The 26143-nt window shown below is 64.7% G+C and carries 21 protein-coding genes; 15 read left to right on the top strand and 6 right to left on the bottom strand.

Going from position 1 to position 26143, the window contains the following annotated elements:
• Positions 1–31: 31 nt before the first annotated feature.
• The gene (locus ACPJXG_RS03220) at positions 32–688 is read left to right on the top strand and encodes a hypothetical protein (RefSeq protein WP_035822266.1); all 657 of its coding nucleotides are present in this window, start codon (positions 32–34) and stop codon (positions 686–688) included.
• A 94-nt stretch (positions 689–782) separates the two neighbouring features.
• Positions 783–1751 (top strand): IS1595 family transposase, encoded by a 969-nt coding sequence (locus tag ACPJXG_RS03225; RefSeq protein ID WP_099401657.1) that lies wholly within the window; start codon positions 783–785, stop codon positions 1749–1751.
• A 58-nt stretch (positions 1752–1809) separates the two neighbouring features.
• On the opposite strand, the gene argH is transcribed toward ACPJXG_RS03225, so the two are convergent.
• Entirely contained in the window at positions 1810–3207 is a 1398-nt protein-coding gene (gene argH, locus ACPJXG_RS03230) for an argininosuccinate lyase (RefSeq protein WP_176387342.1), read from the bottom strand.
• Between the two features lie 265 nt (positions 3208–3472).
• Between argH and ACPJXG_RS03235 the strand changes: the two genes are divergently transcribed.
• Positions 3473–3679, top strand: a complete 207-nt coding sequence (locus ACPJXG_RS03235) for a hypothetical protein (protein ID WP_099401655.1) — start codon at positions 3473–3475, stop codon at positions 3677–3679.
• Between the two features lie 197 nt (positions 3680–3876).
• Here the strand turns inward: ACPJXG_RS03235 and ACPJXG_RS03240 are convergent, their stop codons facing one another.
• A complete protein-coding gene (locus ACPJXG_RS03240; protein WP_425253392.1) occupies positions 3877–4212 on the bottom strand; it encodes a hypothetical protein in 336 nt (111 codons plus the stop codon).
• On the opposite strand from ACPJXG_RS03240, the gene ACPJXG_RS03245 reads away from it, so the two are divergent.
• Positions 4186–4548 carry a hypothetical protein gene (locus ACPJXG_RS03245; RefSeq protein ID WP_425253393.1) on the top strand — a complete coding sequence of 121 codons (363 nt, stop codon included), beginning with the start codon at positions 4186–4188 and terminating at the stop codon, positions 4546–4548. The genes ACPJXG_RS03240 and ACPJXG_RS03245 overlap by 27 nt on opposite strands.
• 28 nt (positions 4549–4576) lie before the next feature.
• Here ACPJXG_RS03245 and ACPJXG_RS03250 read toward each other — a convergent pair whose 3' ends face one another.
• Both ACPJXG_RS03250 and ACPJXG_RS03255 read right to left on the bottom strand, forming a co-directional pair.
• Positions 4577–5965: a YfcC family protein gene (locus ACPJXG_RS03250; RefSeq protein WP_035822251.1), complete on the bottom strand. Its 1389-nt coding sequence runs from the start codon at positions 5963–5965 to the stop codon at positions 4577–4579.
• Positions 5966–5974: 9 nt separating this feature from the next.
• Positions 5975–7111 (bottom strand): succinylglutamate desuccinylase/aspartoacylase family protein, encoded by a 1137-nt coding sequence (locus tag ACPJXG_RS03255; RefSeq protein WP_278317057.1) that lies wholly within the window; start codon positions 7109–7111, stop codon positions 5975–5977.
• A 199-nt stretch (positions 7112–7310) separates the two neighbouring features.
• On the opposite strand from ACPJXG_RS03255, the gene ACPJXG_RS03260 reads away from it, so the two are divergent.
• The 3 genes from ACPJXG_RS03260 to ACPJXG_RS03270 all read left to right on the top strand — a co-directional run bounded on the left by ACPJXG_RS03260 (position 7311) and on the right by ACPJXG_RS03270 (position 12556).
• Positions 7311–8312 (top strand): MurR/RpiR family transcriptional regulator, encoded by a 1002-nt coding sequence (locus ACPJXG_RS03260; RefSeq protein ID WP_425253394.1) that lies wholly within the window; start codon positions 7311–7313, stop codon positions 8310–8312.
• Between the two features lie 31 nt (positions 8313–8343).
• On the top strand, positions 8344–11148 hold the full coding sequence (locus ACPJXG_RS03265; protein WP_425253395.1) for a TonB-dependent receptor: 2805 nt from the start codon (positions 8344–8346) through the stop codon (positions 11146–11148).
• 154 nt (positions 11149–11302) lie between these two features.
• Positions 11303–12556 (top strand): cyanophycinase, encoded by a 1254-nt coding sequence (locus ACPJXG_RS03270; protein WP_034780338.1) that lies wholly within the window; start codon positions 11303–11305, stop codon positions 12554–12556.
• Here the strand turns inward: ACPJXG_RS03270 and ACPJXG_RS03275 are convergent.
• Together ACPJXG_RS03275 and ACPJXG_RS03280 are read right to left on the bottom strand one after the other, a co-directional pair.
• Complete coding sequence (locus tag ACPJXG_RS03275; protein WP_425253396.1) at positions 12547–13761, bottom strand: DUF418 domain-containing protein; 1215 nt, start codon at positions 13759–13761, stop codon at positions 12547–12549. The genes ACPJXG_RS03270 and ACPJXG_RS03275 overlap by 10 nt on opposite strands.
• Entirely contained in the window at positions 13758–14360 is a 603-nt protein-coding gene (locus ACPJXG_RS03280) for a TetR/AcrR family transcriptional regulator (RefSeq protein ID WP_425253397.1), read from the bottom strand. The genes ACPJXG_RS03275 and ACPJXG_RS03280 overlap by 4 nt, the downstream gene beginning before the upstream one ends.
• 208 nt (positions 14361–14568) lie before the next feature.
• Here ACPJXG_RS03280 and ACPJXG_RS03285 point away from each other — a divergent pair, with 208 nt between their 5' ends.
• The 8 genes from ACPJXG_RS03285 (at position 14569) to ACPJXG_RS03320 (ending at position 26140) form a co-directional block, all read left to right on the top strand.
• On the top strand, positions 14569–16011 hold the full coding sequence (locus ACPJXG_RS03285) for a M64 family metallopeptidase (RefSeq protein ID WP_425253398.1): 1443 nt from the start codon (positions 14569–14571) through the stop codon (positions 16009–16011).
• 437 nt (positions 16012–16448) lie between these two features.
• Positions 16449–16634 (top strand): hypothetical protein, encoded by a 186-nt coding sequence (locus ACPJXG_RS03290; RefSeq protein WP_425253399.1) that lies wholly within the window; start codon positions 16449–16451, stop codon positions 16632–16634.
• Complete coding sequence (fabI, locus tag ACPJXG_RS03295; protein ID WP_425253400.1) at positions 16631–17413, top strand: enoyl-ACP reductase FabI; 783 nt, start codon at positions 16631–16633, stop codon at positions 17411–17413. The genes ACPJXG_RS03290 and fabI overlap by 4 nt, the downstream gene beginning before the upstream one ends.
• A 10-nt stretch (positions 17414–17423) precedes the next feature.
• Complete coding sequence (locus ACPJXG_RS03300; protein ID WP_176387612.1) at positions 17424–18872, top strand: efflux transporter outer membrane subunit; 1449 nt, start codon at positions 17424–17426, stop codon at positions 18870–18872.
• Between the two features lie 18 nt (positions 18873–18890).
• Complete coding sequence (locus tag ACPJXG_RS03305; protein WP_402719491.1) at positions 18891–19964, top strand: HlyD family secretion protein; 1074 nt, start codon at positions 18891–18893, stop codon at positions 19962–19964.
• Positions 19965–19966: 2 nt separating this feature from the next.
• Positions 19967–22714 (top strand): ribosome-associated ATPase/putative transporter RbbA, encoded by a 2748-nt coding sequence (gene rbbA / locus ACPJXG_RS03310; RefSeq protein WP_425253401.1) that lies wholly within the window; start codon positions 19967–19969, stop codon positions 22712–22714.
• Between the two features lies 1 nt (position 22715).
• Positions 22716–23840, top strand: a complete 1125-nt coding sequence (locus ACPJXG_RS03315) for an ABC transporter permease (protein ID WP_034746452.1) — start codon at positions 22716–22718, stop codon at positions 23838–23840.
• Between the two features lie 47 nt (positions 23841–23887).
• A complete protein-coding gene (locus tag ACPJXG_RS03320; RefSeq protein WP_425253402.1) occupies positions 23888–26140 on the top strand; it encodes a DUF3141 domain-containing protein in 2253 nt (750 codons plus the stop codon).
• Positions 26141–26143: the final 3 nt, after the last annotated feature.

Below are 26143 nucleotides of genomic sequence, written 5' to 3' on the forward strand. Positions count from 1 at the left end.
GCGTGCACCGGAATCACCGGCCTGACGAACTATGCTTTCGATAGCGACCAAAGTGGAACAGATCGTGATGGAATCGGCCTTTCTCAGCGAGGGATTGGGCCGGGGCTTGCTGAACCTGTCGGAACTGGCGCGCCAGTTGCAGCCGCAATTGCAGAGCGACTTATGGAAACCGGTGGGGCAGGCCGCCGTGGTGATGGCGCTGCGCCGCCTGGCCGAACGGATGCCGCAGCAGAAAAGCGGCGAGATCGTGCTGGCGCACCGCGCGGGAGAACTGTCCACGCGCAGTGAGTTGATGATTTTTACCTACCGCTATTCCGACCAGACCTATGACTGCCAGCGCCAGTTGCTGGCGCTGGCCGCACCCCAGCGCGGCACTTTCATTACCGTCACGCGCGGCGTCAACGAGGTGATGGTGATCTGCAGCCGTTCGCTGCATGCGCTGGTGGACGAGGTCTTTGGCGGCGAGCAGGAACTGGCGCGCCTGGAACGGGTGACGGCCGTGACCCTGCACCTGGCGCCCGAAACCTGCTATACGCCGGGCGTGTATCACGCCATCCTCAAGCGCCTGGCCTGGGAGCGCATCAACCTGATCAACATCATTTGCACCTATACGGAACTGACCTTGCTGCTGGAGGCGTCGCAGACGGGGGCCGCCTTTTCCGTGCTGTCGAAAATCGTCGCGCAATGAGAAAGGCTCTGTCCCCGCTAAGTAGGGGAAGTCCCAGGAATCTTCCTGTGCCCCTGCTGTCTGACTGTACATCGCAGACAAACGGGAGCCTTCCATGCAGCCAAGCCAGTGGAAAACCTTTATCGCCCAGTTCGCCGCCCTGAACCGCCGCCAGCGACAGGCAGGCATTGCCCTGCTGCGGGGCAGCGCGCTACACGACGCGACCGTCGCGCTGCTGGAAAATGTGGCCCAGCCGCGATTGGCCTGCCCCGCCTGCAACAGCAATCATGCGCACCGGCACGGTCATGCACACGGACTGCAGCGTTATCGTTGTGTGCCATGTGGCCGCACCTTCAATGCGCTCACCGGTACGCCGCTGGCCCGATTGCGGCATAAATCGTTGTGGCTCGACTACGCCGATTGCCTTCTTGCATCCGATTCTGTGCGCAAGGCGGCGTTACAGCTGGGCGTACACCGCAACACCACGTTCCGCTGGCGTCACCGTTTTTTATCGCTGGCAAAGACAGACCGGCCCCATTGCCTGCATGGTATTGCCGAAGCGGACGAATTGTATGTGCTGGAATCGGAAAAGGGATCGCGGCATCTGACGCGTCCGGCCCGCTGCCGGGGCGGCCATGCCCACAAGCGTGGCATTTCCAATGAGCAGGTCTGCATCCTGGTAGCGCGCGACCGCACAGGACAAACCCTCGATTTCGTTACGGGTAAAGGCGCGTTGACGAAAGCGCAGCTGCATCATTGCCTGTTGCCCGTCATCGACAAGGACATCTTGCTGGTCACCGACGGCCATGCCGCCTACCGGGCCTTCGCTCGAGAATCGGGTATCAGTCATCAGGCCGTTAACTTGCGCGCCGGCATCCGCGTGCAGGGTGCCGCCCATGTGCAGAACGTCAACGCCTATCACAGCCGACTGCGGCAATGGCTGGGTCACTTTCACGGTGTCGCGACGCGCTACCTGCCGAACTACCTGGGCTGGCGCTGGATACTAGATGCCGGGCGCATCCGTTCGCCAGAAACATTATTGAAGGCAACGCTGGGAGCGTTTCCACACCTGACGGTGACATAGCCATGAGAAACGCCCCGCCACATTGCTGCGGCGGGGCGTCAGGCAGAGTAGTCCCTGCTTATTTTTCCAGCTGCGTACGCACGCGGGCGATCGCGGCGCGGACCTGGCGTGGCGCCGTGCCGCCCACGTGGTCGCGCGCGGCCACGGAGCCTTCCAGGGTCAGCACGGCAAACACGTCGTCGTCCGTCAACGGGGAAAACGCGCGCAACTGCTCCAGCGACAGGTCGGCCAGGTCGCAGCCGGCGTCGACGCAGGCGCGCACGGCCAGGGCCACCGCTTCATGCGCGTCGCGGAACGGCAAGCCCTTTTTGACCAGGTAGTCGGCCAGGTCGGTCGCCGTGGCATAGCCCTGCAGGGCCGCCGCGCGCATCGCTTCCGGTTTCACCGTGATGCCGCCGGCCATGTCGGCGAAGATGCGCAGTGTGTCGATGACGGTGTCGACGGTGTCGAACAGCGGTTCCTTGTCTTCCTGGTTGTCCTTGTTGTAGGCCAGCGGCTGGCCTTTCATCAGGGTCAAGAGGCCAGTCAGGTGGCCGTAGACGCGGCCCGTCTTGCCACGCGCCAGTTCCGGCACGTCCGGGTTTTTCTTTTGCGGCATGATCGACGAGCCGGTGCAGAAGCGGTCGGCGATGTCGATGAAGCCGATGCGAGGGCTCATCCAGATCACCAGTTCTTCGGCCATGCGCGACACGTGCATCATCAAGACTGCCGAGGCGGCGCAGAACTCGATGGCGAAATCGCGGTCCGACACGGCGTCGAGCGAGTTGTGGCAGACGTCGTCAAAGCCCAGCGTTTTTGCCACGCGCAGGCGGTCGATGGGGAAGGTGGTGCCGGCCAGCGCGGCGGCGCCCAGCGGCAGGCGGTTGACGCGCTTGCGGCAGTCGGCCATGCGCTCGGCGTCGCGGCCGAACATTTCGACATACGCCAGCATGTGGTGGCCGAAGGTGATCGGCTGGGCCACCTGCATGTGGGTAAAGCCCGGCATGATGGTGTCGGCATGCTGCTCGGCCAGGTCCGTCAGCGCGCTGCGGAACGTCGCCAGCAGGGCGGTGATGTCGTCGATGGCGGAGCGCACGTACAGGCGGATATCTGTCGCCACCTGGTCGTTGCGCGAGCGGCCCGTGTGCAGGCGCTTGCCCGCATCACCTACCAGTTCGGTCAGGCGTTTTTCAATATTCAGGTGGACGTCTTCCAGGTCCAGCAGCCATTCGAACTGGCCGGCGGCGATTTCCTGCGAGATTTGCGCCATGCCGCGCTGGATTTCCGCGTAGTCGGCCGGGCTGATGATGGCTTGCGCATGCAGCATTTCCGCATGGGCCAGCGAACCTTCGATGTCGAACAGCGCCAGGCGCTTGTCAAAAAATACAGAAGCTGTGTAGCGCTTGACGAGGTCCGAGACCGGTTCGGAAAACCGGGCCGACCAGGCTTCGCCCTTTTTGGAGAATTGATCAGTCATGAAAGAAGTCCTTTAGTGTAGGGCGATTATAAACAAGGTTGGCCGGCGGTAGGGCTTTTAGGGGCTTGCAGGGCGCTGAAATGGCCAGGAATGGGGCTGGCAAGCGTCAAATGCCACGGCGCGGGTACGTTGTACGTTCCATCCCGGCTGTTTGTATTCTGTCCCGCGAATCGTGCGTTTGGTCGCAATCCGATGGCGGTTCAGGAGGGATCGGCCTACAGTTCAATCATCGCAGCACACAACCAGCCACTCAAAGGACATCATCATGAACATCGCTAAAAACATGGAAGCCATCTTCGTCGCCATCATCGCCATCGCCGCCGCCACCAGCCTGGCCACCGCCGCCGTGCCGAAGTTCCGCGCCGCGCCGGCACCGATCGCCGCCATCGCCGCCAGCGCCGGGCAAGTCACCATGCACACCGTGTACGTCAGCGCCAAGCGCCTGAGCGCGGAAGAAAAAGCCGCCCTGTAAGCGCGGCAGTGCAATCGAGGCAGAATCAGCAGCATCCGTAGTCACCACATCGCACCGGCAGCAAGCAGTACAGCATCAGCGGCAATCGGAACGGGCGGCGCCCCCGTTTCCTTTTCAGCCCAGGCGGAACGCGAGCTTCCCGCCATCCTCAGCATTTTTCAGCCTGCCATCGGCATCGCTCAATGGCGTGTTCCGTTTTACTGCCAGTGCATCAGGCACGGCGGAATCAATAGCAGCAGCGCCAGCACCAGGTAAATCAGCTGCAGCGGAATCATCCACTTGGCCCACGTAATCCAGGGCACGCGCGCCAGTGCCAGCACGCCGACGGTGATGCCGGACGTGGGGATCATCGGCGTGGTGAATTCGCCGAACTGGAAGGCCAGGATGGCGGTCTGAAATCCAGCTACCAGGATGGACTGGACGACCTGTCGGCATTCCAGCAGCAGTTTGGCAAGGAAGCGTGGTTTGGCCTCATCAAGGGAGGCTACACGGGGGTGTTGCTGGGCATGCCGGCCGAGGAGTTGCGAAAGCATGGCATACCGCGGTTCGACAAGCTCGATATCGACTGGTCGCTCGATCCCGTGCAGGTTGTCAGTCAAGTCACGGCGCCGCAGTTATGGGCCCTGGCGGAGGACGACCGCCAGGCACCGCCGGCTGTCACCGTGGAGCGCCTGACGGCGTTACGTGGCCAGGGCCAGGCCATCTCTGTCTACGTTTTCCCGCAGGCCGATCACGGCATGCGCGGCTACGTTCAGGCGCCGGATGGAACGCGCAAGTCCACCGTCATCACGCCCGGGTTTTACGACCTGATGGCCGACTGGGCAAAGGGCTGCATCCATGGCGCCTACGGACAGGCGTACCGCAAATAAGAAAGCCACGGCGATGGTGCCGCCGTGCTTACTGCCACTGCATCAGGCACGGCGGAATCAATAGCAGAAGCGCCAGCACCAGGTAAATCAGCTGCAGCGGAATCATCCACTTGGCCCACGTAATCCAGGGCACGCGCGCCAGTGCCAGCACGCCGACGGTGATGCCGGATGTGGGGATCATCGGCGTGGTGAATTCGCCGAACTGGAAGGCCAGGATGGCGGTCTGGCGCGTCACGCCCACCAGGTCGGCCAGCGGCGCCATGATCGGCATGGTCAGCGCCGCCTGGCCGCTGCCGGAATGGATGAAGAAGTTGATCACTGACTGCATGAAGAACATCTTTTGCGCGGCGAAGACGGGGCTCGACGACGCCACCAGGGGCGTCAATGCATGCAGCATGGTGTCGATGATCTGCGCGTCGCGCGCCAGGATCATGGTGCCGCGCGCCAGCGCGATGACCAGCGCCACGCTGACCATGTCGCGCGCGCCCTGCACGAACGACGCCACCAGGCTGTCCATGTCGAGCCGGCCGACCAGGCCGACGACGATGGCCATCACCAGGAACAGGGCGGCGATTTCATCGATGAACCAGTCGTATTTGACGACGCCGACGACCATCGTCAGCAGGGTCGCCATGAAAATCCACAGCACCGCGCGATGCGTGCGCGTCATGCCGGCAAAGCTGCTCAGGTCCAGTGTGTGCTCGCTGCGCTTTTCGATGTCGAGCAGGTAGGTCGGGCTTTTTTCCGGATGGCGCTTGATGCGCGCCGCGTACCACATCAAGAACACGATGCTGACCGCCGTGGCGATGGCCCACACGATTAGGCGGTAGCCGATGCCGGAAAAGATCGGCACGCCGGCGATACCCTGCGCGATGCCGACGTTGAACGGATTCAAAAAGGCGGCGGAAAATCCCACTTGCGAGCCGATGAAGGGAATCGACACGCCCGTGATGGTGTCATAGCCCAGAGCCAGGGCCAGCGGCACGAAGATCAGGATGAAGGGAATCGCTTCCTCGTTCATGCCGAAGGTGGCGCCGCCCAGCGAAAACATGGTGAAGAACACGGGGATGATGGCGGCGCGCACGAAGCGCGAACTGGTGTGCGCCTTGGCGATGGCCTTGATCAGCGAATCGAAGGCTTCCGTTTTTTGCAGCACGGCGAAGGCGCCGCCGACGATCAGCACGAAGCCGATGATCAGGCTGGCGTCGACAAAGCCCTTGATGGGCGCCATCATCAGCGCGGCGAGTCCCTGCGGCTTGTTGTCGACGTAATGAAACGTGCCGGGGATGATCAGCTGTTTGCCATTGACCAGTTGGGTGTCGAATTTCCCACCTGGCACCAGCCACGTCGCTAGGGCGATCATGGCCAGAATGCCGCACAGCAGGACGAAGGTATTGGGTAGCTTGAATTTTCTCATGGGTGTCACTTATTGGCTCAGCAGGCTGCCGCCGCGGAAGGCGACGGCGCCTGCGACCTTGCCGACGTTCATGCCGCGCAAAACGTGGCGGTGGGCGCTGCGCGCAAAAAAGACGCCGGCGACCGTGCAGCGCAAGGTCGTCGTCTCGCCGCTGACGGGATCGATCAGGTCGGCCACGGCGTCGCCGGCGGCCAGCACCTCGCCCATTTCGCGCAGATAGACCAGCACGCCGTGATGCGGCGCGAGGATCGGTTCCACGCCGGCCAGCGGCGTCGGTTCGCACTGCGGCGCGGGCAGGTCGTCGCCGGCGCCGGCTATCTCCAGCACGCCCTCGATGGCGAGAAAGCGCAGCAGGGCGGCGGCGTCGCGTTCGGCCAGGGCGTAGCTCACTTCCACTTCGCCGCGCAACTCGACGGTGGTCGACAGGCAGGCGGCGGGAATCGGATAGCGTCCGCCGAAGTGCGCGTCGAGATCCCACCACAAGCGGCTGCAGGCTTCGTCGAACGGCTCTTCGCCGGCCGCCAGTTCCAGCAGCACGGCGCGCGCGCCCAGGAGCGCGGACAGGGGCGCGATCTGCGCCGCCAGCGGCGTGCCCGTGTAGATGTGCAGGGCCGCCTCGTTATCGCAATGCAGATCGAGCACGATGTCGGCGTCGATGGCCATGCCCAGCAGGGTTTTCTTCAAGGTCTCCGCATCCGTGCCCGGCCGCCAGGCGGCGACGGCGGCGCGCGCATGCTCGCGTATCAGGGCCACGTTGGCCTGCGCATCCTGTCCCAGCAGGCCAGCCAGCGTGGTTTTCAGTTCATCGGCCACGTGGCGGTAGGCGCGGTTGAAGTTGATGCCGGTGGTCAGGTCGAAGCGGCCGAACGGCGCGCCATGGATGGCTTGCGCCAGGCCGATCGGGTTGGCGGCCGGCACCAGGATGATTTCGCCGTGGATCTTGCCGGCCGCTTCCAGCGCCAGCAGTTCGCGGCGCAGGAATTGCGACACCAGCATGCCCGGCACCTCGTCCGCGTGCAGCGCCGCCTGGATGTACACCTTTTTGCCGCTGCGGCTGGTGGCGGCCGCGGCGCCGAAGTGGAAACTGCTCAATTGGCACGCTACGCTGGCGTGCGCGGTGGAGATGGGATGCTGGTGTACTTGCATGGTGGGTGCCCCGAAAAGGTGCATGGTTGATGGATTCCGGTCGATTATGTAGCAATATTTTCACGAAGTAAATCAATGAAAATCCTTTTACAAATATTTGTTGAGTTTTCTTTTTGATATGAGTACAGTAAGTTCCAGCGACCCGATTTCGCCTTCCGCCAGTGATCCGCAGTGCCCAAGAATACAGGCCGCCAGTGATATGAGAGCATCCGCCAGTCCTGCCAGAAGCAGCGTCCCCAAGCCACTTGCCACCGCGCTGGCGTCGCCCGACGCCGCCTTCGCGCAATCGCCGCTGGGGCAGGCGCTGATGCACGTGCTGGCCGGCGGCTCGGCTTCGCAGCGGCAGATCGCCGACTACCTGCTGCGCAACCAGATGCGGGTGACGGCGCTGGGCATCGAGGAACTGGCCGACAGCTGCCAGGTATCGACCGCTACCATCAGCCGCTTCGCGCGCGACATCGGCCAGAAGAATTATTCGGCCATGCGCGGCGCCATGGCCGAAACCCTGCAATCGCTGTTGCAGCCAGTCGACAAACTGCGCCGCACGATAGAGCGGCGCGCGCGCGCCACCTCGCCTGTCACGCAAAGCCTGGAATATGCGGCCGCGAACATCGCCGCCACGTCCGATGCCCTGTCGCCGCACGCCATGCAGGCCGTGGTGCGCCGCCTGACGCGCGCCAGGGTCGTGTATGTGATGGGTTTTGGCCTGTCGGCCAATCTGGCAGGCATGCTGGTGCAGCATCTGCAGCCGTTTTGCCCGCATGTGGTGGAAGTGGTGGGCATCGGCGGCTCGGAAGTGGCGGCCGGCCATCTGGTCAACCTGACGGCGCACGACGTGCTGGTGGTGATCTCGTTCCCCCGCTACACGCTCGACTGCATCGGCCTGGCCAGCTTCGCGCGCGACCGCGGCGCCTGCATCGTGGCGCTCACCGATTCTCCCGCCTCACCGCTGGCCGAACTGGCCGACCACGCGCTGTATGCGCAAAGCACCCATCCCGTCCTGCCCAGCAGCGCCAGCACGGCGCTGGCCATGATCGAGGCGCTGGCCGTGGCGCTGATGGTATCGAACAAAAAGAACGTGGAAAAAGCGGCCCGCCTGAGCGACGTCATCGCCGCCTATCTGTACGGCGGCGAGCATGGCGTGCAGGGCTCCCGGAAAACAGCTTCAAAGCAACGCAAGGCGGTCGCAAAATCATTATAAAAATCAGGCATCATTATTGGGGAGAGTGGCAATGCAGATGAAAAGACAGGACGGTGGCCTCTTGCCGCGCGAGTCGGTGCTGGCGCAAGGCGTGCGCCTCGCGCTGAGTGCACTGAGCGTGTCGGCGGCGCTGGGCATGCTGGCCGGCGGCGCGCAGGCGCAAGAGCAGAAACAGGAGCCGGTGCGGGATGAAGAGCCTGCACCGAAAAAAATGCAGCGCGTGGAGATCACGGGGTCGGCCATCAAGCGGCTGGAGTCGGAGACGGCGCTGCCGGTGCAGGTCATCACGCGCGCCGAGATCGAGAAGGCGGGGGTGACGACGGCGGCCGAGCTGATGGCGCGCGTGTCGGCCAACGTGGGCGGTCTGACCGATGGCGCCAGCATCAATATCGGCGGCGACCAGCGCGGCTTCAACAGCGCCAACCTGCGCGGCGTGGGCACGTCGTCGACCCTGGTGCTGCTCAATGGACGGCGCATGGCCAACTTTGCCTCGCCCGGCGACGACGCGGGCGTGGACCTGAATAACATTCCCGCCGCCGCCCTGCAGCGCGTGGAAGTGCTGCTCGACGGCGCCTCGGCCCTGTACGGCACGGACGCCATCGGCGGCGTCATCAATTTTATTACGCGCAAGGATTACCAGGGCGTGGAGCTGAACGTCTACGGCAGCCGCACCGATGAAGGGGGCGCGGGCAAGCGCACGGCCAACATCACGGCAGGCACGGGCGACCTGGCCACGGATGGCTACAATATCTTCGCTGTGGTCGACCTGCAAAAAACGGACCGCCTCAGTTCCTCGCAGCGCAAGTTCATTCCGAACCTGCAGGTGCCGCAGCGCCTCGGGCATTTGCTGTCGAGTTTTACCAGCCCGGCGAATATCCGCCTGTCGGGGGAGCAGCGCGACTATTTGCAAGAGAATGGCTTCCTGCTCAATGGCCAGCCGATTACCAATCGCCAGATCAATCCGTCGATCCCGAACTGTTCGCCGCCGGCCAACCTGTACCTGCCGGCGGGAACGGGTGGTGTTGATGCCTGTACCTATGACTACATGGGCGACACGGAGCTGTATCCGAAGACGGACAAGCAGAACCTGCTCACGCGCGGCGTGCTGAAACTGAGTAACGACCACCAGCTGTACGCGGAAGTGGCGCTGAGCCGCTCGCGCAGCTATTACGTGGGCTCGTCGGCGCGCGTGATCGGCTATCTCGATTACAGCAAGGTGCCGCAGCTGGCCAATACCGGCCTCGATAGCATCGTCGACGAAGACGGCAATCCGACTGCGCGCGAACTGGAACTGCGCATGCGGCTGAACGAGGCGGGCATGCGCACCAGCCAGTTGACCAGCGAGAGCCAGCGCTTCGTGGTGGGCGCCAGCGGCACGCTCGGCGGCTGGGATTATGACGTGGGCTTCAATCACAGCGTCAACGTCGTGAAGGACCGCGATACGCATGGCTACGTCCTGTACGACAAGCTGTTGGAAGGCATCGCCTCCGGCGACATCAACCCGTTTGGCCCATCGGGCGCGAAGGGCAAGGCGCTGCTCGACAGCATCCAGGTCAATGACGAAGTGCGGCATGCGCGCGGCACCATGGATGCGCTCGACTTCAAGGCATCGCGCGCGCTGATGGCCTTGGAGGGCGGCGACATGGCGCTGGCCGTGGGTGGCGAAGTGCGGCGCGAACGCACCGAGTTCCGTCCGTCGGCGTTGCTGATGAGCGACAACATCAACAACGACGCGGCGCCTGAAGGCGGCGTGGCCACCAGCGACAGCCGCAAGGTGCAAGCCATCTACAGCGAATTGCTGCTGCCGTTTACCAAGCAGTGGCAGGCGCAGTTGTCGGGCCGTTATGACCATTACCAGCAGGTGGGCGGCGCCCTCAGTCCGAAGATCGGCCTGACCTACATGCCCAGCAAGCAGGTGCTGCTGCGCGCTTCGGCCGGCAAGGGCTTCCGCGCACCATCGATGTCCGACCTGCACCGGCCCACTGCCTACAGCAGCACGGCGACCTTGCCCGATCCCGTGTATTGCGCGAGCGAGAACAATGATTATTCCGTCTGCGCCGATAACTGGGATACGCGCCGCTACAGCAACGACAAGCTGAAACCGGAGCGCAGCCGCCAGTTCACGGCCGGCCTGGTGCTCGAACCGAGCCCGCACTGGACCTTCAGTGCCGACTATTGGAACATCAAGCGCACGGACCTGATCAGCGAAATCGGCGACGACATCATCCTCGGCAATCTGGCCAAGTACGGCGACCTGGTGCACCGCGATGAAGACGGCTTGATCGACTACATCGAACTGCGCAAGGAAAACCGCGGTGCGCAAAAAGCTGCGGGCATCGATATCACGGCTGATCTGCACGGCGTGAAAACGGCCTGGGGACGTTTCGGCGGCCACCTGAGCGGCACGTATGTGCTCGATTCAAAAATCCAGACCAGCCCTGGCGAGGTCTTTATCAGCAACCTCAATAAATTCGTCACGGACGGCGTGGTGCAGCGCTGGCGCCATACGATCACGCTGGACTGGGACAACGGCCCATATTCGGCCAGCCTGTCGAACACGTATTCGAGCGGCTACGATGACCAGAATTCGGCCATCAACACGGACGATGGCAGCGTCGTCAAGCCGAACCGGGTCAAGGCCTACACCTTGTGGGACATGTCGGGCGCGTACGCCGTCAGCAAGCAGTTCAAGCTGCGCGCGGGCATACAGAATCTGTTCAATACCAGCCCGCCATACTCGAACCAGGCGTACTACTTCCTGTCCGGCTATGACCCTACTTATTCGGACCCGCGTGGCCGGCGCTTCTATGCCAGCGCCAATTACAGCTTCAAATAAGGCGGAAAAGCAGGAGATACCGCAACAGCGCTGTCATATGCAGCAAGTAGTATTGCAGTTTGATGCATTTGGGTTGCAAGCAGCAGTATTGGCAGCAAGGGCGCGTGCCTGTATCAACCAGTGCGCGCCACTTTCCTTGTATTCGAAAGGCACCATGAAATCATCCGCAAGCCTGTATCACACCTTCCGCGCCGCGCTGCTGTTCGCGCTGGCATTGTGCAGCGTCCATGCCGTGGCGGCGCCGGGCGGCAGCGCCATCGGCAGCGCGCCGCAGGGCACCCTCGTCATCATCGGCGGCGGCCTGCGCGCCGACAATGCCGAAGTCTGGCAGCGCATCGTCAAGCTGTCGGGCGGGCCAGGCGCGCGCATCGCCGTGCTGGCCTCGGCCGCGATGAACCCGGAAAAATCGGGCGAAAGCATCATCAAAAAGCTGAACCAGTACGGCGCCGACGCCTTTTTCGTGCCGCTGGCCGTCAAGCTGCCGAACAGAGATTACCGCAAGGCCGCCGAAGACCCGGCCATCGTCACGCAGATCAAGTCGGCCAGCGGCATTTATTTTGCCGGCGGCGACCAGGGACGCATCACGCAAGCCTTGCTGCGCCCGGACGGCAGCCGCACGGCCGCGCTGGAAGCCATCTGGTCGGTCTACCGCAACGGCGGCGTGATCGCCGGTTCCAGCGCCGGCGCCGCCATCATGAGCACCACCATGTTTTACGACGCCAAGCCCGTGCTCGACATGCTCAAGATGGGCGTGACGGACGGCCGCGAGATCGCGCCTGGCCTGGGTTTCATCGGCAGCGACGTCTTTGTCGATCAGCATTTGCTGGTGCGCGGGCGCTTTGCGCGCATGATCCCCGTGATGCTGAAAAAAGGCTATCACCTGGGACTGGGCATCGATGAAAACAGCGCCATGGTGGTCGACGCCATGCGCGACGTGGAAGTCATCGGCTACAGCGGCGCCCTGCTGATCGACCTGTCGGGCGCCATCAGCGACCGTGGCGTGAAAAATTTCAATATCAGCAATGCCGCCATCAGCTACCTGGACCGGGGCGATAAATTCAACCTCGTCACGCGCGTGTTTACGCCGTCGCCGGACAAGGCCGACAACAAGCTCGATCCGAACCAGCCCGACATGCGCGAGCCCGTGTTTACCAACGATATCCTCGGCAACAACGCCGTGCTCGACCTAATGGGCAATTTGATCGACAACGCGCAGCAGGAAGCCATCGGCATCGCCTTCGGCAACCCGCGCGACCCGTATCCGGACCTGGGCTTCGAGTTCCGCTTCAGTAAAACGGTCAACAGCGTCGGCTACAGCTCGACCGAGGCGGAAGCGTATTCGGTGCTGAAGCTGCGCCTCGACATCCGCCCGATCCAGCTGCGCCAGCCGCTGTACCGCTACAAGTAAGTGGCGTGCTGGCGCCGCCAGCGCGGCCACGCGGCGACCGTCAAGGCCCGCAGCAGCCACTCGACGGGGCCATACGCATGGCCGCGCAGCCACCAGCGGCTCAATGGCAGCTGCGCGCAAAAGATGATGATGGCCAGCGCCAGCGCACCGAGCGGCGACACACTGCCCATCAGCCGCGCGCCATACGCGAGGAACAGCATGGCGCAGATGGCCGACTGCAGCAGGTAGTTCGACAGGGCCATGCGGCCCGTGTCGGCCAGCAGCGCAAACAGCGTGCCGTCGCGCAGGCGCTCGAACAGCGATAGCGCCAATGCCAGGTAGGCGCCCGCCAGCAACGGCGCGGTGGCAAGGCCCACTGCCAGTCCCGCCACCTGCCATGTCTGGCTGTCACCATACACGGACGTCCACGCATAGAAGGCGGCGCCGGGCAGCCCCGCCAGCGCGCCGGCCCACAGCAGGCGGTGGCGCAGCGGCAGATAATCGCTGGCGTGCAGCAGCATCTCGCGCTTGCCGGCGGCCAGGCCGCACAGGAACATGGCCAGCGCACACGGCGCCTGCACCAGCAGCAGGACGAGCCAGATGTCATTCAGTTCGCGCAGGTGCTGATGGATGACGGCGGCCGGCGTGGCGCGATAGGCGGCCAGCGCGCTTGCCGCCTTTTGCGCCATCGCCACGGCGTTGTCGGCGGTGTCGCCCGCTGGCTGCAGGCTTTGCAGCCAGGCCATGCCCGCCCAGAATGCCACGCAGACGGCGACGAGCACCAGCGCCAGGGACAGTGCCTGGCGTTCGCCGCAACGGTGCAGCGCCAGCAGCACGATGCCCAGCAGGGCGTAGGTCGTGAGTATGTCGCCATGGAACAGGAACACGGCATGCAGGGCGCCGATCAGCCACAGGCCCGCTTGCCGGCGTAGCATGCGCGGCACGAACGGCGCCTCGGCGCGCGCGGCCGCCTGCATCTGCAAGGTGAAGCTGTAGCCGAACAGGAAGGAAAACAGCAGGTAGAACTTGGTCTCGAACAGCAGCGCGACGAGGAAGTGGGTGGCGCGGTCCACGCCGCCGTGAAAGGCGGGATCGGTCAAGCCCAGGCCGAACCAGGGCGTGGCGAAGGCGCCGATATTGACGACCAAAATGCCGAACAGGGCGCAGCCGCGCAGGGCGTCGACGTCGGCGATGCGCGCGGGCGGCGTTGGCACGGCGCCGCTCATGCCAGGGCAGGGCGCAGGAAGCGCGCCAGCAGCAGGTGCAGGCTGGCGCGTTGCGCCAGCGGTGCATAATCGGGATCGACGGCGACCCGGTTGAAGATGCCGTCGATTAGCGCGGCGATCCAGCCGGCCGTTTGCGCGGGGGCGAGCGCGGCGTCGACCTGGCCTCGCGCCGCAGCGCTTTCCAGCAGCGCCTGCACGCCGGCGCGCAGCACGGCATCGTTGCGCGCCACCCTGGCCGCGATGTCCTGGTCGCGCATCGCTTCGGCGGCAATGTCCAGCGCCAGCCCCGCAAAATCGCCGTCGGCCGCCAGCGCCAGCACCAAATCCATGAAGTCGAGCAGTGCGCCGTAGGCATCGGCGCTGCCTTGCACGCCGGCGAAGTAGGCGGCCGTCTCGCTGCCTTCCTGGTCGACGATGGCGGCGATGATGGCTTGTTTGCTGGGGAAGTAATGAAACAGATTGCCGGGACTCATGCCCGCTTGCGCGCAGATGGTGGCGGTGCTGGTCTGGTGAAAGCCCTTGCGCGCAAAGCAGTGGCGCGCGGCGGCGAGAATGGCGTCGCGGCGGGCCGCGTGTTTATCGGGATCGATGGTGCGCATGGACTTGCCTTTAATTAATCGATTGGTCAGTCTAATATAGGCCGATTGGCTCGCGTGGTCAAGCGAACCGTCTGAAAAGGGCGCTTTGCACGCTTGCTTCCTGTCGCTACAATGTGCCGCAGCGGTTTTTCCCGCGCCTGCCGGCAGGCCCGCCGATTGTTTGGAAAACCGTTCCCTTCACCTGTTTTTCTACCGTTTTAGGAATGACATGCAGCAGACTCCGATTCGATCCTTCCTCTGCGCGCTGGCGCTGGCCGCCGGCATCGTCCCTGCCGCGCACGCTGCCAGTGCCGCCCAGCCGGCCACCATGCGTCTCGATTACCAGCACAGCGGCAATGCGCTGGGCGAGCATTACGCGGTCGAGCGCGTGCTGGTCGAACCCCTGCCATGGCCGGGCAACCTGGCGCGTCCCCTCGACGACAGCAACCGCGGCAACAACCTGCTGGAAGTGGTCGACATCAAGTCGGGCAAGGTGCTGTACTCGCGCGGTTTTTCCACCATCTTTGGCGAATGGGCCAGCACCGATGAAGCGAAAACCACGACGCGCGCCTTCCAGGAATCCGTGCGCTTCCCGCAGCCAGAGCACCCGGTGCGCGTGCGCATTCTCAAGCGCGACGAGCGCGGCCTGTTTTCCGTGGTGTGGAGCACTGATGTCGATCCGGCCGCGCCGGACGTGATCCGCAAGCAGCCGCCGGCGCCCGTCAAGCCGATCCCGATCCGCATCAGTGGTCCATCGAGCGACAAGGTCGACCTCTTGATCATGGGCGATGGCTACACGGCGGCCGAAATGGGCAAGTTCGAAGCGACGGCGCGCAAGCTGGCCGACCATCTTTTCACCGTCTCGCCATTTCGCGAGCGGGCCAAGGACTTCAATGTCTGGGCCATGGCCGTGCCGACGCAGGAATCGGGCGTATCGCGTCCCTCGACGGGCGTGCATCACGCGTCACCCTTGGGCACGCGCTACGACATCTTCGGCAGCGAGCGTTATGTGCTGACGACGGACAACCGCGCACTGCGCGACCTGGCGCAGTACGCGCCGTATGAGTTCATTGAAATCCTCGTCAATAACGATACCTATGGCGGCGGCGGCATCTTCGGGCAGTTCAGCACGGCGGCGGCGAACAACGACTGGGCCAATTACCTGTTCGTGCACGAATTCGGCCACCATTTCGCCGGCCTGGCCGACGAGTACTACACCTCGCCCGTGGCCTATCAGTCGAATGGCGAACGCCAGGAACCGTGGGAGCCGAACGCCACGGCGCTGCGCGATCCGGCCAGGCTGAAATGGAAGAACCAAGTCAAGGCGGGCACGCCGCTGCCCACGCCGTGGCCGAAGGAAGCGTACGACAGCCATGCGCGCGAATACCAGAAGCAGCGCGCCGCCCTGCGTGCGGCCAACCGTCCCGAAAGCGAGATGAGCGACCTATTCAAGGCCGATCTGGCGTACACGCAGCAGCTGTTCTCGAAGGCGCCGCAGCGCCATGCGGTGGGCGCCTTTGAAGGCGCGAACTACGAGTCGTCCGGCTACTACCGGCCCGAGATGCAGTGCATCATGTTCGACCGCAGCGAGACGTTCTGCTCCGTGTGCCAGGATGGTATCAGCACCATCATCGACCTGTATTCGCGTCCCGCCCCGACATCGGGAAAATAAGGCCGCTCCTGTCATTCCCATAAGCAGTGAGGCAAGGCGGACCATGTTGCAACGCAATAGCATGGCCCCCACTTTTTACCATTCTCCGCCTGGCGCCTCGCGCCATGGCGCAGCATCGCTTGTTTTCCAGGCAATCTCCCCACCCTTTGCGCGGCCGATTTTACGCACGCCAGCCCCATGTTGTTATTAAATGAGCACTGCGATTCGCTTGCTTGTCAATTAGTTCATTTAAATAATATTGATGTAGAATTTGATGTATATCAATGTTGCATTGCCGCAATCGCACTTATAGTTGACCTAGCTCAAAAGCGTTATGCATGCGGACCGGCCTCATCGCGAATCACGTATCTAAATGCTGTAGAGTAATTTTCGCCCCGCACCAGTTCCCCGAAAATGCACTGGTGCGTGCCTCGAATTTCAGTGACGGAAGCCGATTCATGAAGATGCAGACCCCCGCGCCTGACGCGTGCAGTACCTTACACCCCCACTCTCCGATTGCCTTGCCGTATGCGCGCGTTGGCGGCGTGACCCTGGCCACGTGCGCCGCCGCCATGCGCGCCGGCGCCGTGCGCTGCGTGCAGGCGGCCACGCCGTGGCCCGCCCTGCGTCCAGTCCAGGCATGACGGCCGACTTGCGGCACCTGCCTTTGCAGGGCAAGCGGGGCCTGGTGGTGGGTATCGCCAACACGCAAAGCATCGCCTGGGGCTGTGCCAGCGCCCTGCGCGCGGCCGGTGCCGAACTGGCCGTCACCTGGCTCAATGACAAGGCCAGGCCGCACGTGGAGCCGCTGGCGCAGCAAGTGCAGGCGGCCATCATGGCGCCGCTCGACGTGGCCGTGCCGGGCCAATTGGAAGCGCTGTTCGCGCAGATCGAGCGGCAGTGGGGACGGCTCGATTTCGTTGTCCACTCCATCGCCTACGCGCCGAAGCAGGACCTGCATGGCCGCGTGACGGACAGTTCCGCCGACGGCTTTGCGCAGGCGATGGATGTCTCCTGCCACTCCTTCATGCGCATGGCGAAACTGGCCGAACCGCTGATGCCGGACGGCGGCAGCTTGACCACCATGAGTTACCTGGGCGCCGAGGAAGTCATCGCCGACTATGGCGTGATGGGTCCCGTAAAAGCGGCGCTGGAAGCGTCGGTGCGCTACCTCGCTGCGGAACTGGGCCCGCAAGGCATCCGCGTGAACGCCATTTCGCCCGGTCCCCTGGAGACGCGGGCCGCTTCCGGCATCGCCCATTTCGACCGCCTGATGGCTGACGCCATCGAACGCTCGCCCATGCGGCGCCTGGCCACCATCGAGGACGTGGGCGCGCTGTGCGCCTTCCTCGCCGGTGACGGCGCGCGCGCCATCACGGGCGGCACCCTGTATGTCGATGGCGGCTACAACATTCTGAATTGACTGGAAGATGATGACCAAGGCTGTTTTTACTTTGCCACACCGCGCCAGGATGGCCGCGCTGGCCACCACGCTGGCCCTGGCCGGCTGCGCCTCGATGGCGCCGCCGTATGCGCCACCGCCGCCACCCGTGGCGGCGCAGTACCCGGAAACCGATACGGCCGGCGCAAGCGCGCCCGACGTCGCCTGGCAAGCCTACTTTGCCGACCCGCGCCTGCAGGCGATGATTGCGCAGGCGCTGGCCAGCAACCGCGACATCCGCATCGCCGCCCTGCGCGTGGAAGAGGCGCGCGCCGCGTATGGCATCGTGCGCGCGGAACAGTTTCCCACCATCGCGCTGGGCGCCTCCGGCAGCCGCGCGCGCGTGCCGGCCGACCTGAGTCCGACGGGCCGCGCCATGACGAGCGCGCAGTACCAAACGGGCTTGAACGTGAGCGCCTGGGAACTCGATTTCTGGGGCAGGGTGCGCAGCCTGAAGGACAGCGCGCTGCAAACCCTGCTGGCCAGCGACGAGGCGCGCCGCGCCGTCGGCGTGGCCCTGGTGGCGCAGGTGGCCAATGGCTACCTGGGCTTGCGCGAACTCGATGAACGGGTGGAACTGGCGCGCGCCACGGTCGACAGCCGCGCCGAATCGCTGCGCATCTTCACGCGCCGTTTTGAAGTCGGGTCGATTTCCAAGCTGGACTTGACGCAGGTGGAAACCCTGCTCAGCCAGGCCCTGTCGCTGTCGGCCCAGCTGGAGCAGGCGCGCGCCGTGCAGGCGCATGCGCTGGCCCAGTTGGTGGGCGGCCCCGTCGACCTGACGCCGGTGGCTGGTGAGGTGAGTCGCTTCGACGACGCCAGCGTGCTGCAGCCGCTGCATGCGGGCCTGCCCTCGGCTTTGCTCACGCAGCGCCCCGACCTGATCGCGGCCGAACACCAGTTGCGCGCCGCGCAAGCCAATATCGGCGCCGCGCGCGCCGCCTTCTTCCCGACGATTTCGCTGACGGCTGCCTACGGCACGGCCAGCGCGGAATTGAACGGCCTGTTCGATTCGGGCAGCGGCGCCTGGAATCTCGCGCCGCGCCTGGTGCTGCCGATCTTTGACGCGGGCCGCCTGCGCGCGAATATGGACCTGGCCGAAGTGCGCCGCGACGTGGCCGTGGCCAATTATGAAAAGAGCGTGCAGGGCGCCTTCCGCGAAGTGGCCGATGCGCTGTCGAACCGGCGCTGGCTGGCGCTGCAGGTCGACATCGGCAAGACGACCCTGGCCGCGCAGAGCGAACGGGCGCGCCTGGCCAAGCTGCGCTACGACAATGGCGCCGCGCCCTACCTGGAAGTGCTCGATGCGCAGCGCGACTTGCTGACGGTGGAGCAGCAGCTGGTGCAGACGCGCCGCGCGTTGCTGTCGAGCCAGGTCAGCCTGTATGCCGCCCTGGGCGGCGGCACACCCGTCGCCTCCGCCGCCGCTTCCACCCACTAATTTGATCGCCCCGATACCATGAATGCTCAATTGAAGAAAAAACTCATCCCCGCGGCGCTGGTCGTGGCCGTTCTCGTGCTGGGCTATGTGGCCTGGCAAAAAATGCGTCCCACGGGCCCTGGCGAAGGTTTTGTCAGCGGCAATGGCCGTATCGAAGCGACGGAAGTCGACGTCGCCACCAAGCTGGCGGGCCGGGTCAAGGAGATCCTCGTGCGCGAGGGCGACTTCGTCAAGGCGGGCCAGCCGCTGGCCAGCATGCAGGTCGATTCGCTGACGGCCCAGCGCGACGAGGCGCGCGCGCGCCAGCAGCAGGCGCTGGACGCCGTGGTCGGCGTGCAGGCGCAGGTGGCCGTGCGCGAAAGCGACAAGGCGGCCGCGCTGGCCATGGTGGCGCAGCGCGAAAGCGAACTCGATGCGGCCAAACGCCGCCTGGCCCGCTCCGAAACCTTGTCGAAAGAGGGCGCTTCCTCGGTGCAGGAACTCGACGACGACCGCGCCCGCGTGCGCAGCGTGGCCGCCGCCCTGAATGCGGCCAGAGCGCAAGTGACGGCGGCGCAGGCGGCCATCGACGCGGCAAAAGCGCAGGTGGTCGGTTCCCGCTCCGCCGTCGTGGCGGCCGAGGCGACCACGGCGCGCATCGATGCCGACCTGGCCGATGGCCAGCTGACGGCGCCGCGCGACGGCCGCGTGCAATACCTGGTGGCGCAGCAGGGCGAAGTGCTGGCCGGCGGCGGCAAGGTGCTCAACCTGGTCGACCTGTCGGACGTCTACATGACCTTCTTCCTGCCCGAGACGGCGGCCGGCAAGGTGGCGCTGGGCGGCGAAGTGCGCATCATCCTCGACGCGGCGCCGAACTATGTGATTCCCGCGACGATCTCGTTTGTCGCCGCCAGCGCGCAGTTCACGCCAAAAACCGTGGAAACGGCCAGCGAACGCCAGAAACTGATGTTCCGCGTGAAAGCGCAGATCAGCCGCGAGCTGCTGCAAAAGCATCTGGCGCTGGTGAAAGTGGGCTTGCCCGGCGTGGCCTGGGTGCGTCTCGATGCGAAGCAGCCATGGCCCGCTGAACTGACGGCCAAGGTCCCGCAGTGACCGTGGCTTCCACTTCACCAGTCGTCAGCATCAAGGGCGTCAGCCAGCATTACGGCAAGACGGTGGCGCTGGACGGCATCGACCTCGACGTGCCGGCCGGCCGCATGGTGGGCCTGATCGGGCCCGATGGCGTGGGCAAATCGAGCCTGCTGTCGCTGGTGGCCGGCGCGCGCGCCGTGCAGCAGGGCAGCGTGATGGCGCTGGGCGGCGACATGCGCGATGCGCGTCACCGCGACGATGTCTGCCCCCGCATCGCCTACATGCCGCAAGGGCTGGGCAAGAATCTGTATCCGACCCTGTCGGTCGAGGAAAACCTGCAGTTTTTCGCGCGCCTGTTCGGCCACGACGCGGCCGAACGCCGCCGCCGCATCGACCAGCTGACCCGCAGCACGGGCTTGCAGTCCTTCCTCGCGCGCCCGGCGGGCAAGCTGTCGGGCGGCATGAAGCAGAAGCTGGGCCTGTGCTGCGCCCTGATTCACGATCCCGACCTGCTGATTCTCGATGAACCGACCACCGGCGTCGATCCGCTGGCGCGCGCGCAGTTCTGGGACCTGATCGCCGGCATCCGCGTGCAGCGCCCGCAAATGAGCGTGATGGTGGCCACCGCCTACATGGACGAGGCGCAGCGCTTCGATTGGCTCGTGGCCATGGATGACGGCAAGGTGCTCGATACGGGCACGCCGGCCGAACTGCTGGCGCGCACGCAAAGCGACAACCTGGAGGCGGCCTTCATCAAGCTGCTGCCCGAAGCCAAGCGCGCCGGCCACCAGCCCGTCGTCATCACGCCGCTGGACGCTGCCAGCGCGCAGGACGTCGCCATCGAGGCGCAGGACCTGACCATGCGCTTCGGCGATTTCACGGCCGTCGACCATGTGAATTTCCGCATCGGCCGTGGCGAGATCTTCGGTTTTCTCGGTTCGAACGGCTGCGGCAAGTCGACCACCATGAAGATGCTCACGGGCCTGCTGCCGGCCACGGAAGGCAAGGCCTGGCTGTTCGGCAAGGAGGTCGACTCCAGCGATATCGACACGCGCCGCCGGGTCGGCTACATGTCGCAGGCCTTTTCTCTGTACAGCGAGCTGACGGTGCGCCAGAACCTGGTGCTGCACGCGCGCCTGTTCCACGTGCCAGAGGGCGAAATAGGGGCGCGCATCGACGAGATGGCGCAGCGCTTCGATTTGCGCGCGGTGATGGACGACTTGCCTGACAGCCTGCCGCTGGGCATCCGCCAGCGGCTGTCCTTGGCCGTGGCCATGGTGCACAAGCCGGAAATGCTGATCCTTGACGAACCGACGTCCGGCGTCGACCCCATCGCGCGCGACAATTTCTGGCGCCTGATGATCGAGCTGGCGCGGCGCGACCACGTCACCATTTTCATTTCCACCCACTTCATGAACGAGGCCGAGCGCTGCGACCGCATCTCGCTGATGCACGCGGGTAAAGTGCTGGTCAGCGATGCGCCGGCCGAACTGGTGCGCAAGAAGGGTGCGCCATCGCTGGAAGCGGCCTTCATCGCCTACCTGGAAGAGGCGGGCGGCGGTACGGCAGCCGCCGAAGCGCAGGAAAGCGAGGCGCCCGTGCAGAAGGCTGAAGCGGCCGCACCACAGCAGAAGCAGCAGCGCAGCCGCTTCAGCCTGGGCCGCATGCTCAGCTACATGTGGCGCGAGACGCTGGAGCTGCGCCGCGATCCCGTGCGCCTGACCCTGGCGCTGGGCGGCTCCGTGCTGCTGCTGTTCGTCATCGGCTTCGGCATCAGCCTCGACGTCGAAGACCTCAGTTATGCCGTGCTCGACCACGACCAGACCACCCTGAGCCAGAATTACACGAACAACCTGGCCGGCTCGCGCTACTTCGTCGAACGCCCGCCCCTGCGCGACTATGCCGATATCGACAAGCGCATGCGCAGCGGCGAACTGTCGCTGGCCATCGAGATCCCGCCCGGCTTCGCGCGCGACGTGCAGCGCGGCGCGCCGGCGCAGGTGGGCGCGTGGATCGATGGCGCCATGCCGATGCGCGCGGAAACCGTGCAGGGCTACGTGCAGGGCATGCACCAGCTGTGGCTGGCCGACCAGGCCTTGCACCGCTATGGCATCAAGATGAACAACCCCGTTGCCATCCAGACCCGCTACCGCTACAACCCCGACGTGAAAAGCCTGCCGGCCATGGTGCCGGCCGTGATTCCCCTGCTGCTGCTGATGCTGCCGGCCATGCTGGCGGCGCTGTCCGTGGTGCGCGAAAAGGAACTCGGTTCCATCATCAACCTGTACGTGACGCCCGTCACGCGCCTGGAATTCTTGCTTGGCAAGCAGGTACCGTATGTGGCGCTGGCCATGTTCAACTTCCTCCTCATGGCGCTGCTGGCGGTCACCGCCTTTGGCGTGCCGGTCAAGGGCAGCCTGGCGACCCTGATCGGCGCCACTTTCATCTTCAATATCTGCGCCACCGGTATCGGCCTGTTCGCCTCGACGTTTACGCGCAGCCAGATCGCGGCCCTGTTCGTGACCATGATCGGCACCATGATCCCGGCCATCCAGTTTTCCGGCCTGCTCAATCCCGTCTCGTCGATGGAAGGCGTGGGCAAGGCCATCGGCCTGATGTACCCGGCCACGCACATGCTCAATATCAGCCGGGGCGTGTTCAACAAGGCGCTGGGATTCGGCGACCTGCACGCCTCGTTCTGGCCATTGATCATCGCCATCCCCGTGATCCTCGGCGTGACCGTGGCGCTGCTGAAGAAACAGGAGAGCTGATATGCGCCACCTCGAAAATATCTACCGCCTGGGCGTGAAGGAAATCTGGAGCCTGATCCGCGATCCGATGATGCTGATCCTGATTCTCTACACGTTTACTTTGGCCATCTACGTGGCCGCCACGGCCAAGCCGGAAACCCTGCACATGGCGTCGATCGCCATCGTCGACGAGGATGGCTCGCCGCTGTCCGGGCGCATCGCCTCGGCCTTCTTCCCGCCGCAGTTCACGCCGCCGGCCATGATCAACCAGAGCCAGGTCGATGCGGGCCTGGACGCGGGCCAGTACACCTTCGTGCTGACGATACCGCCCAAGCTGCAGGCGGATGTGCTGGGCGGACGCCAGGCGGAGCTGCAGCTGAACGTGGACGCCACGCGCATGAGCCAGGCCTTCAGCGGCAGCGGCTACATCCAGCAGATCGTCGCCGGCGAAATCTCCGAATTCGCCAAACGTTATCGCGGTGCGACCGTCTCGCCCGTGGAACTGGTGATGCGCGCGCGCTTCAACCCGTCGCTGAGCCAGGCGTGGTTTGGCTCGCTGATGGAGCTCATCAACCAGGTGACGATGCTGTCGATCATCCTCACCGGGGCGGCGCTGATACGCGAGCGCGAACACGGCACCATCGAGCACTTGCTGGTGATGCCCGTGACGCCGGCCGAGATCATGCTGGGCAAGGTCTGGTCGATGGGCCTCGTGGTGCTGCTGGCCGCCGCCCTGTCGCTGAACCTCGTGGTGCGCGGCATGCTGCACGTGCCCATCGAAGGCTCGATCGCGCTGTTCCTGTGCGGCGCGGCGCTGCACCTGTTTGCCACCACGTCGATGGGCATTTTCCTCGCCACCGTGGCGCGCAGCATGCCGCAGTTCGGCATGCTGCTGATCCTCGTGCTGCTGCCGCTGCAGATGCTGTCGGGCGGCAGCACGCCGCGCGAAAGCATGCCCGAGCTGGTGCAGAACATCATGCTGATCGCGCCGACCACGCATTTCGTCGAATTGAGCCAGGCGATTTTGTACCGGGGCGCCGGCATCGACGTGGTGTGGAAGCCGTTCCTGGCCTTGCTGGCCATCGGCACGGCCCTGTTCACGTTTGCCCTTGCCCGTTTTCGCAAGACCATCAGCCAGATGGCATAGCTCCCGCGCCGGAATGGTCCGGCGTTTTTTGCATGAAAAGGATAGCCATGAAGATCGAAGCTGCACCATTTTTCTCCACCGGCGGCTTGCCGTCGCTGGGCGTGCTGGGCGACTATGCGCGCGACTCGTGGCAGCGCATCGTGCTGTATGCGGACGTGATGCGCCGGCGCGGCAACCAGTACCAGGAGCACATGGCCGAGGAAGTGCCGAACGTGCTGGACTTCCCCGCCGAACTGGTGCTGTCGGGCCTGGAGTTGGCGCGCCCCGTCAACTATGGCCTGGCGCGCATCCTGACGCCCGATGCGCCCGAACCCGATCCATCAAAGCGTCCCTTCGTCGTCGTCGACCCGCGCGCCGGGCACGGTCCCGGCATCGGCGGCTTCAAGGCGGAAAGCGAGATCGGCGTGGCCCTGCGCGCCGGCCATCCGTGCTACTTCATCGGCTTCCTGCCCGATCCCGTGCCGGGACAGACGGTGGAAGACGTGATGCACGCCGAGGCGGCCTTCCTGGAAAAAGTCATCGCCCTGCATCCGCTCAGCGAGGGTAAACCCGTCGTCATCGGCAATTGCCAGGCGGGCTGGCAAATCCTCATGACGGCGGCCATGCGCCCGGAATTGTTCGGCCCCATCATCGTGGCCGGCGCGCCCGTGTCGTACTGGGCTGGCTGGCATGGCCGCAATCCGATGCGCTACGCGGGTGGCCTGATGGGCGGCAGCTGGGCCACGGCGCTGGCGGGCGACCTGGGCAAGGGCCGCTTCGACGGCGCCAGCCTGGTGCAGAATTTCGAAAAGCTCAACCCGGCCAATACCCTGTGGGGCAAGCAGTACAATCTGTACGCGAACATCGACACGGAAGCGCCACGCTACCTGGAATTTGAAAAATACTGGGGCGGCCACGTCTTCCTCAACGACGTCGAGATGCAGTATATCGTCGACAATCTGTTCATCGGCAACCGCCTGGCCACGGCCGAATTGATCACCTCCGACGGCGTGCGCCTGGATTTGCGCAACATCCGTTCGCCCATCGTCGTGTTTTGCTCGAACGGCGACAACATCACGCCGCCGCCGCAGGCGCTGGGCTGGATCACGGACCTGTACCGCGACGACAAGGACGTGCTGCTGCACGACCAGACCATCGTCTACGCCGTGCATGACAGCATCGGCCACCTGGGCATTTTTGTGTCGGCCAAGGTGGGGCACAAGGAACACCAGAAATTCGCCAGCAATATCGATCTGATCAACCTGCTGCCGGCCGGTATCTACGAAGCGCGGATTGTCGACAAGACGCCCGATACGCCGAACGCGGACCTGGCCAGCGGCGATTATGTGCTGCAGGTCGAGCACCGCGGCATCGACGACGTGCGCGCCATCGTGCAGCCGAGCGTGGAAAACGACCGCAAGTTCGCCGCCGCCGCGCGCGTGTCGGAAGTGAATCTGGCCCTGTACCGCACGTTTGCGCAGCCGTGGGTGCGCGCCATGGTCACGCCGCAGACGGCGCGCTTCCTGCAGCTCGCGCATCCGCTGCGCGTGTCGTACGAGCGCTGGACGGATCACAATCCGCTGGCCAGGCTGGTGGCCAAGGAGGCCGACGAAGTGCGCGCCCAGCGCCAGCCGGTAGCGCCTGATAATCCGCTGCTGGCCATGCAGGAAGCCATCTCCGGCGCCATCACGGCCGGCTTGAACGGCTGGCGCGACTGGCGCGATACGGTGCAGGAAACCACCTTCGACCTGGTGTATGGCTCGCCCCTGGTGCAGGCGCTGACGGGACAAGCCATCGGCGACACGACGCCGCCGCGCCCACATCCCGGCATCTCGCCCGAGCATGGCGAATACGTGCGCTGCGAAACGCGCAAGATGGACGAGGATATGCAGCGGGGCGGCCTGGTGGAAGCGGCCGTGCGCGCGCTGTTCTACATCTACCGCTTCCGCATGATCGCCGACGAGCGCAGGGTCAACCTGGCCCTCAAACTGATCAAGCCGCAATACCGGCAGGATGTCAACATGGAGGAATTCCGCGGCATCGTGCGCCAGCAGGCGCGCCTGATGCTGCATGATTTCGATACCGCCATCGCCGCCTTGCCGGCCTTGCTGTCGCGCGCCGACCCGGACGACATCGACGCGCTGGCCGAATGGCTGCAGCAAGTGCTGCAAGTGCCCGAGGCGCCGACGCCGGACGAGGAAGCGAGCCTGCAGCAGATGCTCGACGTCTTTGACCGGGCGGTCAAGGAGCAACAGTCGGTTGTGCGCGCATCCAGGACTGAACCGAAAGCCAAACCGGCCAAACACATTACCCCTGCCTAAAAG

This window comes from Janthinobacterium sp. NFX145, assembly GCF_049810325.1.
Lineage (GTDB): Bacteria > Pseudomonadota > Gammaproteobacteria > Burkholderiales > Burkholderiaceae_D > Janthinobacterium > Janthinobacterium rivuli.

What these genes read in the sequence shown, in the direction of transcription:
- ACPJXG_RS03275 (WP_425253396.1), bottom strand. Translation starts at nt 13,761, where the DNA reads ATGAGCGGCGCCGTGCCAACGCCGCCCGCGCGCATCGCCGACGTCGAC.
- ACPJXG_RS03320 (WP_425253402.1), top strand. Translation starts at nt 23,888, where the DNA reads ATGAAGATCGAAGCTGCACCATTTTTCTCCACCGGCGGCTTGCCGTCG.
- fabI (WP_425253400.1), top strand. Translation starts at nt 16,631, where the DNA reads ATGACGGCCGACTTGCGGCACCTGCCTTTGCAGGGCAAGCGGGGCCTG.
- ACPJXG_RS03235 (WP_099401655.1), top strand. Translation starts at nt 3,473, where the DNA reads ATGAACATCGCTAAAAACATGGAAGCCATCTTCGTCGCCATCATCGCC.
- ACPJXG_RS03270 (WP_034780338.1), top strand. Translation starts at nt 11,303, where the DNA reads ATGAAATCATCCGCAAGCCTGTATCACACCTTCCGCGCCGCGCTGCTG.
- ACPJXG_RS03255 (WP_278317057.1), bottom strand. Translation starts at nt 7,111, where the DNA reads ATGCAAGTACACCAGCATCCCATCTCCACCGCGCACGCCAGCGTAGCG.
- ACPJXG_RS03265 (WP_425253395.1), top strand. Translation starts at nt 8,344, where the DNA reads ATGCAGATGAAAAGACAGGACGGTGGCCTCTTGCCGCGCGAGTCGGTG.
- ACPJXG_RS03220 (WP_035822266.1), top strand. Translation starts at nt 32, where the DNA reads ATGCTTTCGATAGCGACCAAAGTGGAACAGATCGTGATGGAATCGGCC.
- ACPJXG_RS03290 (WP_425253399.1), top strand. Translation starts at nt 16,449, where the DNA reads ATGAAGATGCAGACCCCCGCGCCTGACGCGTGCAGTACCTTACACCCC.
- ACPJXG_RS03240 (WP_425253392.1), bottom strand. Translation starts at nt 4,212, where the DNA reads ATGCTTTCGCAACTCCTCGGCCGGCATGCCCAGCAACACCCCCGTGTA.
- ACPJXG_RS03245 (WP_425253393.1), top strand. Translation starts at nt 4,186, where the DNA reads ATGCCGGCCGAGGAGTTGCGAAAGCATGGCATACCGCGGTTCGACAAG.
- ACPJXG_RS03280 (WP_425253397.1), bottom strand. Translation starts at nt 14,360, where the DNA reads ATGCGCACCATCGATCCCGATAAACACGCGGCCCGCCGCGACGCCATT.
- argH (WP_176387342.1), bottom strand. Translation starts at nt 3,207, where the DNA reads ATGACTGATCAATTCTCCAAAAAGGGCGAAGCCTGGTCGGCCCGGTTT.
- ACPJXG_RS03260 (WP_425253394.1), top strand. Translation starts at nt 7,311, where the DNA reads ATGAGAGCATCCGCCAGTCCTGCCAGAAGCAGCGTCCCCAAGCCACTT.
- ACPJXG_RS03225 (WP_099401657.1), top strand. Translation starts at nt 783, where the DNA reads ATGCAGCCAAGCCAGTGGAAAACCTTTATCGCCCAGTTCGCCGCCCTG.
- ACPJXG_RS03250 (WP_035822251.1), bottom strand. Translation starts at nt 5,965, where the DNA reads ATGAGAAAATTCAAGCTACCCAATACCTTCGTCCTGCTGTGCGGCATT.
- ACPJXG_RS03315 (WP_034746452.1), top strand. Translation starts at nt 22,716, where the DNA reads ATGCGCCACCTCGAAAATATCTACCGCCTGGGCGTGAAGGAAATCTGG.
- ACPJXG_RS03305 (WP_402719491.1), top strand. Translation starts at nt 18,891, where the DNA reads ATGAATGCTCAATTGAAGAAAAAACTCATCCCCGCGGCGCTGGTCGTG.
- ACPJXG_RS03285 (WP_425253398.1), top strand. Translation starts at nt 14,569, where the DNA reads ATGCAGCAGACTCCGATTCGATCCTTCCTCTGCGCGCTGGCGCTGGCC.
- ACPJXG_RS03300 (WP_176387612.1), top strand. Translation starts at nt 17,424, where the DNA reads ATGACCAAGGCTGTTTTTACTTTGCCACACCGCGCCAGGATGGCCGCG.